Annotated in this window: 17 protein-coding genes; 1 reads left to right on the plus strand and 16 read right to left on the minus strand. The window is 62.9% G+C overall.

What is annotated here, in order from left to right; translation table 11 throughout:
• Window positions 1-111: 111 nt before the first annotated feature.
• Together AC0L2Y_RS10905 and AC0L2Y_RS10910 are read right to left on the minus strand one after the other, a co-directional pair.
• Window positions 112-2253, minus strand: coding sequence for a sodium-translocating pyrophosphatase (locus tag AC0L2Y_RS10905; RefSeq protein WP_473555980.1), 2142 nt, complete (start codon window positions 2251-2253; stop codon window positions 112-114).
• Between the two features lie 252 nt (window positions 2254-2505).
• A complete protein-coding gene (locus AC0L2Y_RS10910) occupies window positions 2506-3006 on the minus strand; it encodes a DUF2165 family protein (protein ID WP_473555982.1) in 501 nt (166 codons plus the stop codon).
• A gap of 79 nt (window positions 3007-3085) precedes the next feature.
• Between AC0L2Y_RS10910 and AC0L2Y_RS10915 the strand changes: the two genes are divergently transcribed.
• The gene (locus AC0L2Y_RS10915; protein WP_352491869.1) at window positions 3086-3319 is read left to right on the plus strand and encodes a hypothetical protein; all 234 of its coding nucleotides are present in this window, start codon (window positions 3086-3088) and stop codon (window positions 3317-3319) included.
• Between the two features lie 25 nt (window positions 3320-3344).
• Here AC0L2Y_RS10915 and AC0L2Y_RS10920 read toward each other — a convergent pair whose 3' ends face one another.
• The 14 genes from AC0L2Y_RS10920 to ldtR form a co-directional block, all read right to left on the minus strand.
• Window positions 3345-4094 carry an ABC transporter permease gene (locus AC0L2Y_RS10920; RefSeq protein WP_473555985.1) on the minus strand — a complete coding sequence of 250 codons (750 nt, stop codon included), beginning with the start codon at window positions 4092-4094 and terminating at the stop codon, window positions 3345-3347.
• A complete protein-coding gene (locus AC0L2Y_RS10925; RefSeq protein ID WP_473555987.1) occupies window positions 4091-5029 on the minus strand; it encodes an ABC transporter ATP-binding protein in 939 nt (312 codons plus the stop codon). Before AC0L2Y_RS10925 ends, AC0L2Y_RS10920 begins: the two co-directional genes overlap by 4 nt.
• A complete protein-coding gene (locus AC0L2Y_RS10930; protein WP_352491866.1) occupies window positions 5026-6201 on the minus strand; it encodes an ABC transporter permease in 1176 nt (391 codons plus the stop codon). The genes AC0L2Y_RS10925 and AC0L2Y_RS10930 overlap by 4 nt, the downstream gene beginning before the upstream one ends.
• 43 nt (window positions 6202-6244) lie before the next feature.
• The gene (osmF, locus tag AC0L2Y_RS10935) at window positions 6245-7156 is read right to left on the minus strand and encodes a glycine betaine ABC transporter substrate-binding protein OsmF (protein ID WP_473555990.1); all 912 of its coding nucleotides are present in this window, start codon (window positions 7154-7156) and stop codon (window positions 6245-6247) included.
• A 159-nt stretch (window positions 7157-7315) separates the two neighbouring features.
• Window positions 7316-8533, minus strand: a complete 1218-nt coding sequence (locus AC0L2Y_RS10940; RefSeq protein ID WP_352491864.1) for an MFS transporter — start codon at window positions 8531-8533, stop codon at window positions 7316-7318.
• Window positions 8530-9030 carry a transcription antitermination factor NusB gene (gene nusB, locus AC0L2Y_RS10945; RefSeq protein WP_352465538.1) on the minus strand — a complete coding sequence of 167 codons (501 nt, stop codon included), beginning with the start codon at window positions 9028-9030 and terminating at the stop codon, window positions 8530-8532. Before nusB ends, AC0L2Y_RS10940 begins: the two co-directional genes overlap by 4 nt.
• Entirely contained in the window at window positions 9027-9521 is a 495-nt protein-coding gene (gene ribH / locus AC0L2Y_RS10950) for a 6,7-dimethyl-8-ribityllumazine synthase (protein ID WP_352491863.1), read from the minus strand. Before ribH ends, nusB begins: the two co-directional genes overlap by 4 nt.
• Window positions 9522-9651: 130 nt before the next feature.
• Window positions 9652-10269, minus strand: a complete 618-nt coding sequence (locus tag AC0L2Y_RS10955; RefSeq protein ID WP_352491862.1) for a riboflavin synthase — start codon at window positions 10267-10269, stop codon at window positions 9652-9654.
• Between the two features lie 30 nt (window positions 10270-10299).
• Entirely contained in the window at window positions 10300-11430 is a 1131-nt protein-coding gene (gene ribD, locus AC0L2Y_RS10960; protein WP_473555994.1) for a bifunctional diaminohydroxyphosphoribosylaminopyrimidine deaminase/5-amino-6-(5-phosphoribosylamino)uracil reductase RibD, read from the minus strand.
• 2 nt (window positions 11431-11432) lie between these two features.
• Entirely contained in the window at window positions 11433-11942 is a 510-nt protein-coding gene (nrdR, locus tag AC0L2Y_RS10965) for a transcriptional regulator NrdR (RefSeq protein WP_352491860.1), read from the minus strand.
• 153 nt (window positions 11943-12095) lie between these two features.
• Window positions 12096-12680, minus strand: coding sequence for a hypothetical protein (locus AC0L2Y_RS10970; protein ID WP_473555997.1), 585 nt, complete (start codon window positions 12678-12680; stop codon window positions 12096-12098).
• Between the two features lie 70 nt (window positions 12681-12750).
• Window positions 12751-14064 carry a serine hydroxymethyltransferase gene (gene glyA, locus AC0L2Y_RS10975; protein WP_473556000.1) on the minus strand — a complete coding sequence of 438 codons (1314 nt, stop codon included), beginning with the start codon at window positions 14062-14064 and terminating at the stop codon, window positions 12751-12753.
• 298 nt (window positions 14065-14362) lie between these two features.
• Window positions 14363-15616, minus strand: a complete 1254-nt coding sequence (locus tag AC0L2Y_RS10980; RefSeq protein WP_473556001.1) for a L,D-transpeptidase family protein — start codon at window positions 15614-15616, stop codon at window positions 14363-14365.
• A gap of 338 nt (window positions 15617-15954) precedes the next feature.
• A complete protein-coding gene (gene ldtR / locus AC0L2Y_RS10985; RefSeq protein ID WP_023674486.1) occupies window positions 15955-16470 on the minus strand; it encodes a transcriptional regulator LdtR in 516 nt (171 codons plus the stop codon).
• Window positions 16471-16519: the final 49 nt, after the last annotated feature.

Genomic DNA, 16519 nt, shown 5'->3' on the forward strand with positions numbered 1-16519 from the left:
GGCGGTATCGGCTTTCGTTCCTTTCGCTTCCCCGTAAGCGGCACATCTCAGGCAATGAAAAACCCGCGGGAGCGATCCCGCGGGTTTTGTCTTGAGTCGTAGCGGCTGAGCTTAGCCGTGCGCGAGCACGGCCAGCAACAGCAGCGCGACGATATTGGTGATCTTGATCGCCGGGTTGACCGCCGGGCCGGCAGTATCCTTGTAGGGATCACCGACCGTGTCGCCGGTCACCGAGGCCTTGTGCGCTTCGGAGCCCTTGAGGTGCTTGAGGCCGTCCTTGTCGACGAAACCGTCTTCGAACGACTTCTTGGCGTTGTCCCAGGCACCGCCGCCGGAGGTCATCGAGATGGCAACGAACAGGCCGTTGACGATGACGCCGAGCAGCGAGGCGCCGAGCGCGGCAAAGGCGGATGCCTTCGAACCGGAGGTCAGGAGGACGCCGAAATAGACCACCAGCGGCGCCAGCACCGGCAGCAATGACGGAACGATCATCTCCCGGATCGCTGCCTTGGTCAGAAGGTCGACGGCGCGCGCATAGTTCGGCTTCGAGGTGCCGGCCATAATGCCCGGATCCTCGCGGAACTGCTTACGCACTTCCTGGACGATAGCGCCCGCGGCGCGGCCGACCGCGGTCATGGCGATGCCGCCGAACAGATACGGGATCAGGCCGCCGAAGATCAGGCCGGCGACGACGTAAGGATTGGAGAGGTCGAAGGAGACGTCGCCCATGCCCTGGAAGTACGGGTATTTGTCGCCATTGGCGGCAAAGAACTTCAGGTCGTTAGAGTAGGCCGCAAACAGCACCAGCGCGCCGAGGCCGGCCGAGCCGATGGCGTAGCCCTTGGTTACCGCCTTGGTGGTGTTGCCGACAGCGTCGAGCGCGTCGGTTGACTGGCGCACTTCCTTGGGCAGGCCGGCCATTTCGGCAATGCCGCCGGCATTGTCGGTGACCGGGCCGAAGGCATCGAGCGCGACGATCATGCCGGCGAGGCCAAGCATCGTCGTCACCGCGATCGCCGTGCCGTAGAGGCCGGCGAGCTGGTACGTCGAGATGATGCCGCCAACGATGACGATCGCCGGCAACGCCGTCGCTTCCAGCGAGACCGCGAGGCCCTGGATGACGTTGGTGCCGTGACCGGTGACCGAGGCCTGGGCGATGGAGTTCACCGGACGCTTGTTGGTGCCGGTATAATATTCGGTGATCACCACGATGAGGCCGGTCACCACAAGGCCGACGAGGCCGCAGATGAACAGGTTCGTGCCGGTGATGGCCATGCCGGCGACGGTGCCGATCTCACCCCAGCCGATGCATGCCGAGGTGGCGACGGCAAGGCCGACGATCGACAGCAGGCCGGTGACGATCAGGCCCTTGTAGAGCGCGCCCATGATCGATCCGCTGGAACCGAGCTTGACGAAGAAGGTGCCGACGATCGAAGTGAGAATGCAGGCGCCACAGATGGCCAGCGGATAGAGCATGGCCGCGCCGAGAACGGCGGTGCCACCGAAGAAGATGGCAGCGAGAACCATGGTGGCGACCACGGTCACCGCATAGGTCTCGAACAGGTCGGCGGCCATGCCGGCGCAATCGCCGACATTGTCGCCGACATTGTCGGCAATGGTCGCCGGATTGCGTGGATCGTCTTCGGGAATGCCGGCTTCAACCTTGCCGACGAGATCCCCGCCGACGTCGGCGCCTTTTGTAAAGATGCCGCCGCCGAGACGAGCGAAGATCGAGATCAGCGAGGCGCCGAAGCCGAGCGAAACAAGCGAGTCGATGACGACGCGATCGTTTGGCTGCAGACCCATGAACTGGGTCAGGATCAGGTAGTAGATCGAGACGCCGAGCAGGGCCAGGCCAGCAACCAGCATGCCGGTGATGGCGCCCGACTTGAAGGCGATCTCGAGGCCGGCAGCGAGGCTGTTGGAAGCTGCCTGCGCGGTCCGCACATTGGCGCGCACCGAGACGTGCATGCCGATGAAGCCGGCGGCACCCGATAGAACGGCGCCGATCAGGAAGCCGATGGCGGCGGTGATCGAAAGCAGCCACCAGGCAAGCAGCAGGACCACGACGCCGACGATGGCGATGGTGGTGTACTGGCGCGCCAGATAAGCTTGGGCGCCTTCGCGGATGGCCGCGGAAATTTCCTGCATGCGTGCATTGCCCTGATCGGCCGCGAGGACCGAACGTGTCGCCCAGATGGCGTAAAGGACTGAAAGCAGACCGCAGGCGATGACAGCTGAAATTATGGTCATTGCCGAATTTTCCTCGATTGGTGGCCCAAAAGAACCCCTCCCCGGGCCGTTGAGACAGGGACGAATTTTCCGCAACCGGAATCCGTCCCTTCGCAGCGGCTTATGCGAAACAGGGCTCGGAACGTCAAGATATTGTTCGGTTTCTGTCCGGCTTTCGCCCAAAAGATCCCGGGTTTCGTCCAAAAGGCTGGACGGCAGTGCGCCTGTCGACACTGCCGCCCGGTTAGATCGATCGAAATCGGCGAACGGTCGTCAGGCTTTGCGCGGGTCGCCGTCCGGCTGGATGACGAAGACCAGCACCACCAGCATGGTCATGTAGAATTTGAACGCCGCTTCCTGACCATTCCATGTCGAAGACTGCCACATGGCGAACCACTCGCCGCCAACGACCATGAAGCCGAAATACCAAACGAGGAAACCCATGGTGGCGGCAATGATGGCGAACTTCTTGGCGTCGTTGAAAGCCTGTCCGCTGGCGTTGCGCGCCTGCCAGAGTTGCCAGGCGGCGATCAGGTAGAGCAGACAGGTCAGCGCCTCGCCAATGATGATCAGCCAGTAGCCAGCCGTCCACAGCGACGGGTTGGTGATCGAGCGGTACATCAGTGCGTTGCCGGGAAAGGTCGTGTCCATGCTCAGCACATGCTGGACAAAGGCGAAGTTTGAGCCGTAATCGGTGATGTTGCCGAAGGCGACGAGGAAGGCGAAAGCCGCCAGACACAGACACATGACGATCTTGGAGAAACGCGCGGTCATGGCAAGAACTCCTGCTGAAAGATCGGGGCATCGCACTCATCAATCGCCGAGTCCCGAAGATCGCGCAACGGGTGGGCCAGTGATCATCGTGCTCACAGCCATTGCGAGACACTATGTCGGCAAGCAAGACATTGCCGAGACTGTCGAAGCCCTCGATCTCGACAGCGATTGCGCGGTGGGCGACTTGGTCTCTGTGATTAGAGCCGACACACAGCACGATTTCGCCATCATCCGCCGCCGCTGGATCGCCGGCGAGACGGGCACCGCGCTCGAACTGACGCTCGATCATCCGGCGCGTTCGAGTGGCCGCTGAAAGAAGCGAACTTCGCCCCGAGACGCTACTCGGCCTCGCGCCCCATGCGCCGAGCCGTATAGCGCTCGATCGCCGACAGCCCGTCATAGATCAGCACGGCAAGGGCGGCGACGATCAGGCCGCCCTGCAGGATGAAGGCGAGGTTGTTCGACAGCAGGCCGGCGATGATCACCTCGCCCAATGTCCTCGCCGCCACCGTCGAGCCGATGGTTGCGGTGGCGAGGCTGATCACCACCGACAGCCGGATACCGCCGAGAATGATCGGCGCGCTGAGCGGCAGCTCGACCTTGACCAGCCTTTGCCAGCCAGTCATGCCTGCGCCACGCGCCGCCTCGACGACGTTGGCCGGCAGCGTCGTCAGGCCGGTCAGCGCGTTCTCGAAGATCGGCAGCAAGCCATAGAGAAACAGCGCAATCAGCGTCGGCTTTTCGCCGAAGCCGACCGCCGGCACGGCAAGCGCCAGTACCGCCACCGGCGGAAAGGTCTGGCCTATATTGACCAGACTGCGCGACAGCGGCAGGAATTCGGCGCCGGCTGGCCTGGTGACCAGAATGGCGAGCGCGACCGCAACGATCGTCGCGGCAACCGTTGCGATCAGGACGGTCCGCAGATGCAGCAGCGTCAACGTCAAAAGGCTGCCCTGATTATAGATTACCGGCGCATTGTTCTCTGTCAGCGGCTTCAGCAGCGGTTCGAACCAGCCGGGATTGGTGACGAAGGCAATAAGCACCACCACCAGGGCAAGCCTGAGCAGCGAGGGAAGCCAAACCTTCATGCCGGCCTCGCCGCGCGCTTAACCAGCCCGTCCACCGTAACGCGGCCAAGCGGCTTGCCTTCGGTATCTTTCACCGGCAGCGCCGGGCGGCCCGACCACAGGAGTTCGGCGAGCGCGTCGCGCTGGCTGGCATCACCGGGGATCGCCTCACCTTCGGCGGTGCCTTTTTCCACCGCGTCGCGGACCCGGCCAAGCGACAACAGTCGAAACGGTTTTTCGCTGGCACCTACCAGGGTTTCGACAAACGCACTGGCCGGTTTTGCCAGTATCTCGGCCGGCCCGGCATATTGCACCACTTTGCCGCCATCCATCACAGCGATCTTGTCGCCCATGTGAACGGCCTCCTCCATGTCATGGGTGACAAGGATGATGGTGGTGCCGAAGCGCTTCTGGATCGCCAGCAGATCCTCCTGCGCCTTGGTGCGGATGATCGGATCGAGCGCGCCGAACGGCTCGTCCATCAACAGCACGCTGGGTTCCGCGGCAAGCGCGCGGGCGACGCCGACGCGCTGCTGCTGGCCGCCAGAAAGCTCATGCGGATAGCGTGGCCCGTAGGCTTCGGGGTCGAGTTGGTAGAGCCTCATAAGCTCGTCGACTCGAGCCTTGATGCGGTTGGCATCCCAGCCAAGCAATACCGGCACAGTGGCGATGTTCTGCGCCACCGTGCGATGCGGAAACAGGCCGTGGCCCTGGATGGCATAGCCGATGCTGCGACGCAGTTCGTAATCCGGCACCGAGCGGTTGTCTACGCCGTCGAGCTTGATCACGCCCGACGTCGGCTCGACCAGCCGGTTGATCATGCGAAGCAGCGTCGTCTTGCCGGAGCCGGAGGTGCCGACGATGACGGCGATGCTGCGCGGCTCGATCACTATCGACACGTCGTCGACCACTGTCGTCTCGCCGTAGCGCTTGGTGATGCCTTCGATCTCGATCATGCCGTTTCAACCCTGCGCTTGCTGGCGCTCATTTCGATGACTGCATCGAGGATGATGGCGGCGGCGAAGGCCAGCGCCACCGTCGGCACGGCGCCGAGCAGCACCAGATCCATCGCCGTCTGGCCGACCCCCTGGAATACGAATACGCCAAAGCCGCCGCCGCCGATCAACGCGGCAATGGTGGCGAGGCCGATATTCTGCACCAGCACGATGCGGATGCCGGTGAGGATCACCGGGAAGGCCAGCGGAAACTCGACGTCCAACAGCCGCTGGCGGTCGGTCATGCCCATGCCGCGCGCTGCGTCGTTGGCGGCACGCGGCACACCGGCAAGGCCGACCACGGTGTTGGCCACCACCGGCAGCAGCGAATAGAGGAACAGGGCGACGAAAGCCGGCGCTGTGCCGATGCCGCGAATACCGAGCGCGGCAGCTCCCGGCACATGCGAAGCAACCCAGCCGAGCGGTGCGATCAAGAGGCCGAACAGAGCGATCGAAGGAATGGTCTGGATGACGTTCAGTACGTTGAGCACACCGGCCCGCAATTTCTCAACGCGGTGGCAGAGGATGCCAAGCGGCAGGCCGATAATCACTGCTGCCGCCAGTGAACCCAGCGCCAACGTCACGTGCTTGGAGCCTTCCGCCCAAAAACTATCGGCGCGATTGAAATATTCCTTGAGGATCGACAGGCTGTTCCAGCTCCCCGAGACCAGCAGCAGGCCGATCGCCGCTGCGGCGACAACAAGCACGCCGACCCGTGCCTGCGGCGACAGGTTCAGCCTTGTAAGCACGTCGGCGAGCAGAAGCGTGAAGGCGAAGATAAGCAGCCAGAAGCCGGAAGCCGGCGAGATACGGGCGAAGGTGTTGCCGGCGGGCGTCAGGAAGCTGCCGGCAACGCCGATTAGCAGCGCCAGCGCCGCAAGTGCAACCACGCTGGCGGCGAGGCGCAGGGCAAGCGGCGTTTTCAGCAGCGCAATGAGCGCCGCTGCGACAACAATCGCCATCAATAGCGGACCGACCGCCGCAGGCAAAGATTCGAGGATCGAGCGAGCCTCGCCAGGTACGATGCGATTGGCGCGGAAGGTGGCGAATGGCGCCGCAAAAGCCGCATAGGCCGATATCGCCGCGATGACCACGCCGAGCTTGTCGAACCTGATGCGCACGCCCTCCCCCATCGGCCGATCCGGCGCACCTCGAAAGCGGCGCGTCGGAATCGCCTTACTTCAGGAAGCCGTTCTTCTTCAAAAAGTCCTCGGCGACGCCCTTGACCGGTTCGCCGCCAACCTGCACGCGGCCGTTCAACTCCTGCAGCGTGACGAGATCGAGCTTGGCGAAGACCGGCTTCAGCAGCGTCTCGATTTCGGGATGCTCCTTCAGCACCGCCTCGCGGATGATCGGCGCCGGCTGGTAGACCGGCTGCACACCCTTGTCGTCTTCAAGCACGACGAGGCCGGAAGGCGCGATGCCGCCGTCGGTGCCGTAGACCATGGCGGCGTTGGCGCCGTTGGTCTGGTTGGCCGCAGCGGCAATGGTGGCCGCCGTATCGCCGCCCGACAGCGTGATCAACTGGTCCGGTTTCAGCGTGAAGCCATAGGTCTTCTGGAAAGCGGGCAGCGCGGCCGCCGAATTGACGAACTCGGCGGAGGCCGCCAGCACCACCTTGCCGCCGCCCGAGGCGTATTTGCCGAAGTCGGAGAGGGTGACGAGCTTGTTGCTATCGGCGACCTCCTTACGCAGAGCGATCGCCCAGGTATTGTTGGCCGGTGACGGGGATAGCCAGACGATCTTGTTGGCGTCGTAGTCGAGCTTCTTGGCAGTCTCGTAGGCCTTGGCGGCATCTTTCCACACCGGATCGTCGGCCTTCTCGAAGAAGAAGGCGGCGTTGCCGGTGTACTCGGGATAGATGTCGATCTCGCCGGCTGTAATCGCCTTGCGTACCACGGGCGTGCCGCCGAGCTGGATGCGGTCGGTGGTCTGGATATTGTTGGCGTTCAGCACCAGCTGGATGATGTTGCCGAGCACGCCGCCCTCGGTGTCGATCTTCGACGACACCACCACCTGGGCGCTTGCCGAGGCTGCCGTGATGCCGAGCGCCAGTACAGCGCCGGCCAGAACCTTGATTGAAAACATCTCACAAATCCCTTGCTGTGAACCGGAATACGGCTGCCGCATATGAGCATGGCTTCGATGTCACGTCGGGGTACACGGTTTCATAAGAAGGGGGATGGACGCAATAATTTTGTTCGGATGCGAGTGACTCCGCTGTTGCCTCGTCCCGACAGCGTGACGTCAGCTGGCCGCGCGCAAGCCCGTCATCTTCAACACGCCCAGCGCCACGAAGCACAGCGCGACAACCGGGAAAATCATCCAGTTCAGCATCTCCCAGCCCCAGGCATTGTAGACCGCGCCCGACATCAGCGAGGCGAAGGCGACGGAGCCGAACAGGACGAAATCGTGGAACCCCTGGACCTTGCCTTTTTCGGATGGCTGGTAGCTGTCGGCCACCATGGCGGTGGCACCGATGAAGCTGAAGTTCCAGCCAAGGCCGAGCAGGATCAGCGTCGTCCAGAACTGCCACAGTGCCAACCCCGACAGCGCGACTATGCCGCAGCCAATGAGCAGCACCAGGCCGATGGCCACGATCCGTTCCGCGCCAAAACGATGGATCAGCGACCCCGTGAAGAAGCTCGGCGCGAACATCGCCATGACGTGCCAGGAAATGCCGAGCGTGGCGTCGTCGGTCGAAAGGCCGCAGCCGACCATGGCCAGCGGCGCGCCGGTCATCACGAAGCTCATCAGTGCGTAGCTGCCGATGGCGCAAAACAACGCCGCGATGAAGCGTGGCCTGGTGACGATTTCTGAGAGCGGCCGGGCGTCGCTGTCGGCAATTTCCACCTTCTCGGTTGCCTTCGCTGGGATGCGCAACAAAGAGAGAATGGCGGCGCCAACCCCCGCCAGCACCAGGATGGAGGCAAACGAGCCGGCAAACTTCACCGGCGAGAACAGATCGCCGGTGAAGATGACGATCTGCGGCCCGAGTATGGCGGTGACGATGCCGCCGGCCAGCACGAAGGAGATGGCACGCGCCTTGAATTCAGGCGGCGCATTGTCGGCGGCGGCAAAGCGGAACTGCTGGACGAAGGCGCCGCCGATCCCGATCACGGCCAAGCCGAAAGCGAACAGCCAGAAGCTGGCATGAAACAACGCCAACGTGGCGACCAGGCCGCCAAGTGCTGTCACCGCCGTGCCGGTCATGAAACCGTCGCGCTGGCCGAGCCGGCGGATGATGGCCGCGGCCGGCAGGGAACCGAGCGCCACGCCGACATTGAAACCGGTGATCGGCGCGGTTGCCAGCGACTTGTCAGCATCGAGCAGGTACTGCCCGGCCAATCCGCCCATGGAAATGGCGATGGGTGCGGCCGAGCCGATGATCGCCTGCGAGGCTGCAAGGATGAAGGCGGTGCGACGCGCTTCCCTGCCCGCCTCAGCGGCGACGACGGCAGTCATAGGGCGTCCTTGCCGCGGCCCTCACCGCGCACCCGGCGCGACACGCGATCAAGCACCGCATTGACCAGTTTCGGCTCGTCTTCCTCGTAAAATGCCTTGGCGATGTCGACATATTCGGAAACGATGACCGCCACCGGCACGTCCTCGCGCTGCATCAGCTCGTAGACGCCGGCGCGCAATATGGCGCGCAATGTGGAATCGAGCCTCGACAGAGGCCAGTCCTCGGTCAGCGCCTGTCGGATGACTGGATCGATGGTCTTCTGGTGCTCGACAACGCCGGCAAGAATGGCGCGGAACCATTGCGCATCGGCTTCGCGATAGAGCGCGCCGTCGACTTCCTTGCCGAGCCTGAACGCCTCGTATTCGGCGGTGATCTCAAACACACCGCTGCCGGCGACGTCCATCTGGTAGAGCGCCTGCACAGCGGCCAGACGGGCAGCACCGCGCTTGTTGGCGTGGCGAACCGCAGGCTGGCCGGGCGAAGCGGGTTCGCTCACGTTCGCTCTCCCAGTTGTTCCTTTAGAGCGATCATGGTCAGCGCCGCACGCGCCGCGAAGCCGCCCTTGTCGCCTTCCGAACGCCTGGCCCGTGTCCAGGCCTGTTCGTCGTTTTCGGTGGTCAGGACGCCGTTGCCGATGCAGACCGCATCCTGCACGGACAGGTCCATCAGGGCACGGCTGGATTCGTTGGCGACGATCTCGAAATGATAGGTGTCGCCGCGGATCACCGTGCCGAGGGCGACGAAACCGTCATAGTTCGTCCCGCCTTCGGAGGCGCCATCGAGCGCGAAGGAAATCACCGCCGGGATTTCGAGCGAGCCCGGAACGGTGACGACATCGTATGTCGCGCCCGCTTCGTCGAGCGCGCTGGTCGCGCCTTCGAGCAGCGCGTCGGCAAGGTCGTCGTGAAAGCGCGCCTCGATGACAAGAAGGTGGGCCTTCTTCTTCGGACGGATGAACGCTTTGCCGTGTTGGGATGTGCCTGCCATAGATGTCTCCGGGGATCGCCGGTGACTTAGGCCGAAGCCGGTTTGATCGCAAGCGGAAGATTGCCGAAGGAACTTACAAGGCCAACTCGGCGGCGGTCGTATCAGGGAATGGGCTTTATGGACGAGCGCCTCAAAGCCCCTCTTTAGCCGCCTCCACCAGTCGCGCCGCGTAGCGGGCCATGGTGTCGATCTCGAGATTGACCCAGTCCCCGACCTGGCGTTCGCCCCAGGTGGTGACCGTCAGCGAGTGGTGGATCAACAGCACGTCAAAGCGGGTGCCTTCCACCTTGTTGATGGTGAGCGAAGTGCCGTCGAGTGCGACGGAACCCTTGGGGGCGATGAATTTGGCAAGCTCGCGCGGTGCTTCCAGGGTAAAGCGCACGGCGTCACCCTCTTCCTTGCGGGCTACGATCTCGGCCATGCCGTCGACATGGCCTGACACGATATGGCCGCCAAGCTCGTCGCCGATCTTCAGCGCCCGCTCCAGGTTGATCCGCGTGCCGGATTTCCAGCCCATCGCGGTCGTCAGCCTGAGCGCCTCTTCCCAGGCCTCGACCTCGAACCAGCGTACGTTGGCGCCATCTTCCGGCAATCCCGTTACCGTCAGGCAGACGCCGCCGCAGGAAATCGAGGCGCCGATGGCAATGGTCTGCGGATCGTAGGCGGTGTCGATACGCAAACCAACGCCTTCCCTGAGCGGCTTCACGGCAGCGACGGTGCCGACATCGGTGACGATTCCAGTGAACATTAGTTTGGTCCCGTGAACATCAGTTCGGTCCTAGATGTCTCTTATCCATTCCGCATATGTATCTTCGCCGAAACGCATGTTGCGCAATTTGCGAAATCCCGGCGGGATATTGCTGGCATCGATCGGCGATGCAATGCCGCCCTCGCCGATCGCGTCCGGCCCCTGAAACAGCACGATACGATCGACCAGTTGTTCGTCGAGGAACGCCTTGGCCACCCTGGCGCCGCCCTCGACCAGGACGCTGGCCATGCCGAGCGCCGCCAAATCCTCGAGCAGTTCCGGCAGCGCAATATCGCCTTCATAGGTCTCAGTGCCGATGAAGCGAACGCCGGCGCGTTCGAGCGCGGCGCGCCGGTGCGGATCGGCCTCGGCGCAGGCAGCGATATAGAGCGGCACGCGGTCGACGCCGGCGACCAGTTTCGAAGTCTCGGGTAGCCTGATCTGACGGTCGAGCACGATGCGTGCCGGCGAACGGCTCTCCAGTCCCGGAAGCCTAACCGTCAGCGCCGGATCGTCTTCCAGTGCCGTGCCGATGCCGATCAATATGCCATCGGCTTCGGCGCGCATCAGATAGACTTCGCGCCGGGCGATATCGCCGGTGATGGAGACCTGTCTCTCGCCTTTCACGCCAATCTTGTTGTCGCTCGAAAGCGCAAGTTTCAAGATCACTTCCGGGCGTTTTTTCAGAGATCGAATCAAATAGCCGGCCATCTGCTCCGCGGCTTCGGCCGCCAGCACTTTTTCCACCACCTCGACGCCAGCGGCACGCAAGATTGTGTAGCCCTTGCCGGAAACACGCGGGTCCGGATCGCTGGCAGCGCCGACCACCCGCGCCACACCGGCACTGACCAGCGCATTGGCGCAAGGCGGCGTGCGGCCGTGATGGGCGCAGGGCTCCAGCGTTACATAGGCGGTGGCGCCGCGCGCCAGTTCGCCGGCCTCGGCCAGCGCCTCGGTCTCGGCATGCGGCCGGCCGCCGACGGCGGTGACGCCGCTGCCGATGATCATCGGCCCGTCGCCGTCATCGCGTACGATCAGCGTGCCGACTGAAGGATTGGTCGAGGTCCGGCCGGCATTCTTGCGCGACAGCCTGAGGGCCGCCGCCATATAGCGGCGATCGAGGACCTCTTGCTCGGCCGTGCTGCGTTCGGACCCTGCCATGCTCAGCTGGCGTCCTCTTCGCTCTTCAGCTCTTCGCCTCTGGACTCGTCGGTTTTGAGCTCGTCGCCCTTGAGCTCACCCAACACGTCGTGGAAATCCTTGGCCTCGCGGAAATTGCGGTAGACGGAGGCAAAGCGCACATAGGCGACATCATCGAGCGACTTAAGCGCCTCCATGACCAGCCGGCCGACTTCGCCAGAAGCCACTTCGGTCTCGCCCGAGCTTTCGAGCTGGCGCACGATGCCGGTCACCGCCCGGTCGATACGTTCCGGGTCGACGTTGCGCTTGCGTACCGCAATCTCGACCGAGCGCAGCAGCTTGTCGCGGTCGAACGGCACCTTGCGTCCAGACTTCTTCACCACGACGAGATCGCGCAATTGGACGCGCTCGAAAGTGGTGAAGCGGCCGCCGCAATCCGGGCAGACGCGCCGCCTGCGGATCGCTGCACCGTCTTCGGCGGGGCGCGAATCCTTCACCTGCGTATCTTCGGACTGACAGTAGGGACAGCGCATGGAGAGCCTTCGGTTCGCGTTTCTCGTAGAGCGAAAGGCTTAGAGGTTTTTGCCACGATGGCAAAGTATGGCCGATGACCGATCGCGCCTCAGAGATAGCGAGGCACGAGCAAAATTGCGAGAGCGGCAATCAGTTGGACGGCAATACGCCAATCAGGGAGCGACGTCGCCGGTCGGGAAGCCGCAGGACGTGCCGAGATAGCGATAGGCCTTGGTGAAGCCGTCCATCGATATGGTCGCGACCGGCTTGTCGGCGAAGCTGACATCAAGGGCGCTGGTACGGCGCATGGCACGCAGTATGGCGAGCGTGGTCTCGGGCTTGTTGTTCATTATCCACTGGCCGTCGGCGATAAGATGAAAACCAGCCTTGATCTTGTCGTTGACGTCGCGGAACACCGCCGGGATGTTGTCGCCTTTGGGCAACTCACTGTTTTTCACGGCGATGATGAGGCTCGGATAGCCCCCTGGCGGCAGTACGTCGCCATTCGAGATGGCCAGCGTGAGGGTGCCACTGGTCCCGTTGGCGTCGAAAAAGACCGTCGAGGCGGCGCAGGTCTTGCGCTCATCCTCGCCGGTGTTGACCTCGTCCACCGTGGTGGACCACCTGCCGAAGGTCTCTGTCTTGGGTGCTGCCGGCGCCGGCTCGGTCTGCGCAAAGGCCGCGCCGAGTAGCTGCGAGGTGGCTAAGGTGAGCAAGGCAGCGCCAACACTGGCGAAACGGAAAATTCGCATCATCATCAAGCGTCTCCGAGATGAAGCCGTGCCCAGTTGATCGGCGCCGTCACAGTTGGGGGAACGACGCCCTGCGTCAACCAAGATACGGGTAAAGCGGAAAACGATCCGTCAATGCCGCCACCTTGGCCTTCACGGTTGCCTCGACGGCCGCATTGCCCTCGTCGGAATTGGCGACCTTCAGTCCATCCAGCACTTCGGCGATCAGCTTGCCGATCTCGCGGAACTCGGCCTGGCCGAAGCCGCGCGTGGTACCGGCCGGCGTGCCGAGCCGAACGCCCGAGGTCACGAAAGGCTTTTCCGGGTCGAAGGGGATGCCGTTCTTGTTGCAGGTGATGTTGGCGCGGCCAAGGGCAGCCTCGGCGCGCTTGCCGGTGGCGTTCTTGGGGCGCAAGTCGACCAGCATCAGGTGGTTGTCGGTGCCGCCGGAGACGATGTCGAGACCGGTTTCCTGCAGACTGGAGGCCAGCGCCTTGGCATTGGCGACGACGCTCTCCGCATAGATCTTGAAGCTCGGCTTCAGCGCCTCGCCCAGGGCCACCGCCTTGGCGGCGATGACATGCATCAGCGGACCGCCCTGCAGGCCGGGGAAGACGGCCGAATTCATCTTTTTGGCAATATCCTCGTCATTGCAAAGGATCATGCCGCCGCGCGGCCCGCGCAGCGATTTGTGCGTCGTGGTGGTGACCACATGGGCATGCGGCAGCGGCGAAGGATGCATGCCGCCGGCGACCAGGCCGGCGATGTGGGCCATGTCGACCATCAGATAGGCGCCGATCGAATCGGCGATCTCGCGAAAACGCTTCCAGTCCCAGACGCGTGAATAGGCGGTGCCGCCAGCCAGGATCAGCTTCGGCCTGGTCTCATGGGCGGTCTTCTCGATCGCGTCCATGTCGAGCAGATGATCTTCCCTGCGCACGCCATAGGAGACAACCTTGAACCATTTGCCGCTCATATTGACCGGCGAGCCATGCGTCAGGTGCCCGCCGGAATTGAGGTCGAGTCCCATGAAGGTGTCGCCGGGCTGCAGCAACGCCAGGAACACCGCCTGGTTCATCTGGCTGCCGGAATTCGGCTGGACGTTGGCGAAGTTGCAGCCGAACAGCTTTTTCGCGCGTTCAATGGCCAGTTCCTCGGCGACATCGACAAATTGGCAGCCGCCATAGTAGCGCTTGCCCGGATAGCCCTCGGCATATTTGTTGGTCATGATCGACCCTTGCGCCTCGAGCACGGCGCGCGAGACGATGTTTTCCGAGGCAATCAGCTCGATCTCGTGGCGCTGGCGGCCGAGCTCGTTGCGGATGGCGCCGAAAATCTCGGGGTCGGCATCGGCAAGCGTGGTTTCGAAGAAGGATTCGAATTTGTTCGACACTGCCGCTGCTGTTGCCATGGGCTGAAATCCTCAAGGTTCGGGGTCTGTCGCGCCATTAACACAGTTGCTTTCGGCCCGCCACGTTTGCAGCGCGAAATTTGCTGGCCGGATTGCGGCAGCCCCCCTGAAAGCACATTATTTCTTCGCCTGCCGGCCGGCAGCAGGGCTTCGCGTGATCTCCTGAACAGCCCCGCATGGTTTGAATATGATCCGTGGCGAAAACCGATTTTCGGAATCATGCGCAAAGCTCAGAGCGCGCCGACGACAATAAAAAAGGCCGCCCTTCCGGCAGCCTTTTGCAAATGAACTCAGCTGCTTAGAGCGCGGATGTGATCTGCAGCTCGTTGGCCCCGTCGAGGCCGTAAATGTCGTCGCGGAACTGCACCACGCCCGGCCCCGTCGACCAGGCCGAGATATAGAGGAAATAGACCGCCACTGGATTGGCGACCTGCACCGGGACGTTCTCGCCGCTCTTGATCGCCGCCTCGAAGTGCTGGCGGTTCCAGCCCGGTGTATCGCGAAGAATCCAGGTGACGAGATCGCGCACGTTCTGGACGCGCACGCAGCCCGAGGAATCGAAGCGCATCATCTTGCCGAACAGGCTCTGCTGCGGCGTGTCGTGCATGTAGACGCCGTCCGGGCTAGGGAAATTGATCTTGACCGAGGCCATCGCGTTGCCAGCACCCGGATCCTGGCGGAAGCGGTACTTTTCGGCATCGTCGGTCGACCAGTCGACGGTCAGCGGATCAACCTCGCTGCCATCCGGCGCGAACAGGCGGATATGGCTGTCCTTGAGATAGTTGGGGTCCTTCCGCATCAGCGGAATGATGTCCTTGCGCACGATTGAGACCGGCGCGTTCCAGTAGGGATTGACGATGATCTCGTTGATCTTGGAATTGACGATCGGCGTCTGGCGGTCGATCTTGCCGACGATCGCGGTATGGCGCAGCACGACGCGATCGTTCTCGACCGCCTCGATCTGGGCGCCTGGAATGTCAACCAGCACGTAACGGTTGCCCAGCGTGCCGGCGCGCTCGCGCAGCCGCTGCAGATTGGTCTGCAACTGGCCGAGACGAATTGGCGCCGAAACATTCATCGCCGCATAGGAATATTGGCCCAGCGTCCCGTCGGCAGGTAGGCCGTGACGCGCCTGAAAGCGCTTGACCGCCGAGTCGACATAGGAATCGAAGGCTGTCGAAATGCCGGCGCTCTGCGCCAGATCGCCCGCAATCATCAGGCGCTTGCGCAGCGGGACCACGTCGGGATCATCGACGCCGAGCTGCAATTTCTTGGTGTCGGGAACCGGCTCCCAGCCGCCCTGGGCAACGATGTTCTGGTATTGCGCGACCGCCTGCTCGGTAAACGAAACGGTCTGCAGGCTGAAGATCGGCAGCGTCGAGGCCACCTTGCCGCCCTGGCTGGGGCGCGCGTCGAACTGGTCGTCCCAATTGCCGCGGGCCGAGGATTTCAGGATATCCCCGATCACATCCTGCGCACTGGCGCGGCCGGCGACCATTGCGGCTGCGAGCGCGGAGGCTCCTGAAAGGAAGAAACGGCGGCTGGTTCTCATGGACGTTCCAGACATTCCTGCTACAATTCAACCCACCGGGCGCTCTCGCCCGCACTCTAGAGTTGGCTTCTTAACAATTAGCCAACCATGGCCCGCATCACTTCGGTGTAAAACCACATGGGAAGTGATTTGAGCACAGGACAAATGCACGGCTTTGGCCCCGGCATCACCCGCATCTTCGGTTCCATTGGAATATGGCGGCAACGTGGCTGTTGCTCGAATTTGGAGCGGCCGGCCTGACGAAACGGAAAGACCGGTGCTTTTCGGCACCGGCCTTTGGTCTGCTCCGCGGCAGCGCTTCCGTGGTCCAGCTTCAGATCTTGCTGTGGCGGATGCGACTACATCCGATAGGCGATGGTATCGTTCCAGAACCGATCCAGCCGCTGCAGGGCGCGGTTCATCTGCTTGAACTCTTCGGTGTTGATGCCGCCAACCTGCTCGATCGAACCGACATGGCGCTCGTAGAGGCCGGCGACGACTTCCGCCACCTCATTGCCCTTCGGCGTCAGCGAGACCCGCACCGAACGGCGGTCGATGCGCGAGCGCTGGTGGTTGATGAAGCCGAGATCGACCAGCTTCTTCAGATTGTAGGAGACATTCGAGCCGAGATAATAGCCGCGCGAGCGCAGTTCGCCGGCTGTCAGTTCCGAATTGCCGATGTTGAACAGGAGCAGCGCCTGGATGGCGTTGATGTCGGAGCGGCCGTTGCGGTCGAATTCGTCCTTGATCACATCAAGCAGACGGCGATGCAGCCGCTCGACCAGCTGCAGCGATTCCATGTACAGCGAACGGATCGCCTCGCGGCGGTCATCGGATACGTTGGCGGTCTTCGCCGCCGGACGCGAATTGATCATTGTCTTTGCCTCTCGTTTGTCGCCCGGTGATTTTTTGTTCTTCACCTTG

The organism is Mesorhizobium sp. WSM4830 (assembly GCF_055811495.1).

Coding starts and splice junctions, on each gene's coding strand:
- AC0L2Y_RS10940 (WP_352491864.1), bottom strand. CDS start 8,533: ATGACTGCCGTCGTCGCCGCTGAGGCGGGCAGGGAAGCGCGTCGCACC.
- AC0L2Y_RS10980 (WP_473556001.1), bottom strand. CDS start 15,616: ATGAGAACCAGCCGCCGTTTCTTCCTTTCAGGAGCCTCCGCGCTCGCA.
- osmF (WP_473555990.1), bottom strand. CDS start 7,156: ATGTTTTCAATCAAGGTTCTGGCCGGCGCTGTACTGGCGCTCGGCATC.
- AC0L2Y_RS10930 (WP_352491866.1), bottom strand. CDS start 6,201: ATGGGGGAGGGCGTGCGCATCAGGTTCGACAAGCTCGGCGTGGTCATC.
- ribH (WP_352491863.1), bottom strand. CDS start 9,521: ATGGCAGGCACATCCCAACACGGCAAAGCGTTCATCCGTCCGAAGAAG.
- AC0L2Y_RS10905 (WP_473555980.1), bottom strand. CDS start 2,253: ATGACCATAATTTCAGCTGTCATCGCCTGCGGTCTGCTTTCAGTCCTT.
- glyA (WP_473556000.1), bottom strand. CDS start 14,064: ATGGCAACAGCAGCGGCAGTGTCGAACAAATTCGAATCCTTCTTCGAA.
- AC0L2Y_RS10920 (WP_473555985.1), bottom strand. CDS start 4,094: ATGAAGGTTTGGCTTCCCTCGCTGCTCAGGCTTGCCCTGGTGGTGGTG.
- AC0L2Y_RS10955 (WP_352491862.1), bottom strand. CDS start 10,269: ATGTTCACTGGAATCGTCACCGATGTCGGCACCGTCGCTGCCGTGAAG.
- AC0L2Y_RS10910 (WP_473555982.1), bottom strand. CDS start 3,006: ATGACCGCGCGTTTCTCCAAGATCGTCATGTGTCTGTGTCTGGCGGCT.
- ribD (WP_473555994.1), bottom strand. CDS start 11,430: ATGGCAGGGTCCGAACGCAGCACGGCCGAGCAAGAGGTCCTCGATCGC.
- nrdR (WP_352491860.1), bottom strand. CDS start 11,942: ATGCGCTGTCCCTACTGTCAGTCCGAAGATACGCAGGTGAAGGATTCG.
- AC0L2Y_RS10925 (WP_473555987.1), bottom strand. CDS start 5,029: ATGATCGAGATCGAAGGCATCACCAAGCGCTACGGCGAGACGACAGTG.
- ldtR (WP_023674486.1), bottom strand. CDS start 16,470: ATGATCAATTCGCGTCCGGCGGCGAAGACCGCCAACGTATCCGATGAC.
- AC0L2Y_RS10970 (WP_473555997.1), bottom strand. CDS start 12,680: ATGATGATGCGAATTTTCCGTTTCGCCAGTGTTGGCGCTGCCTTGCTC.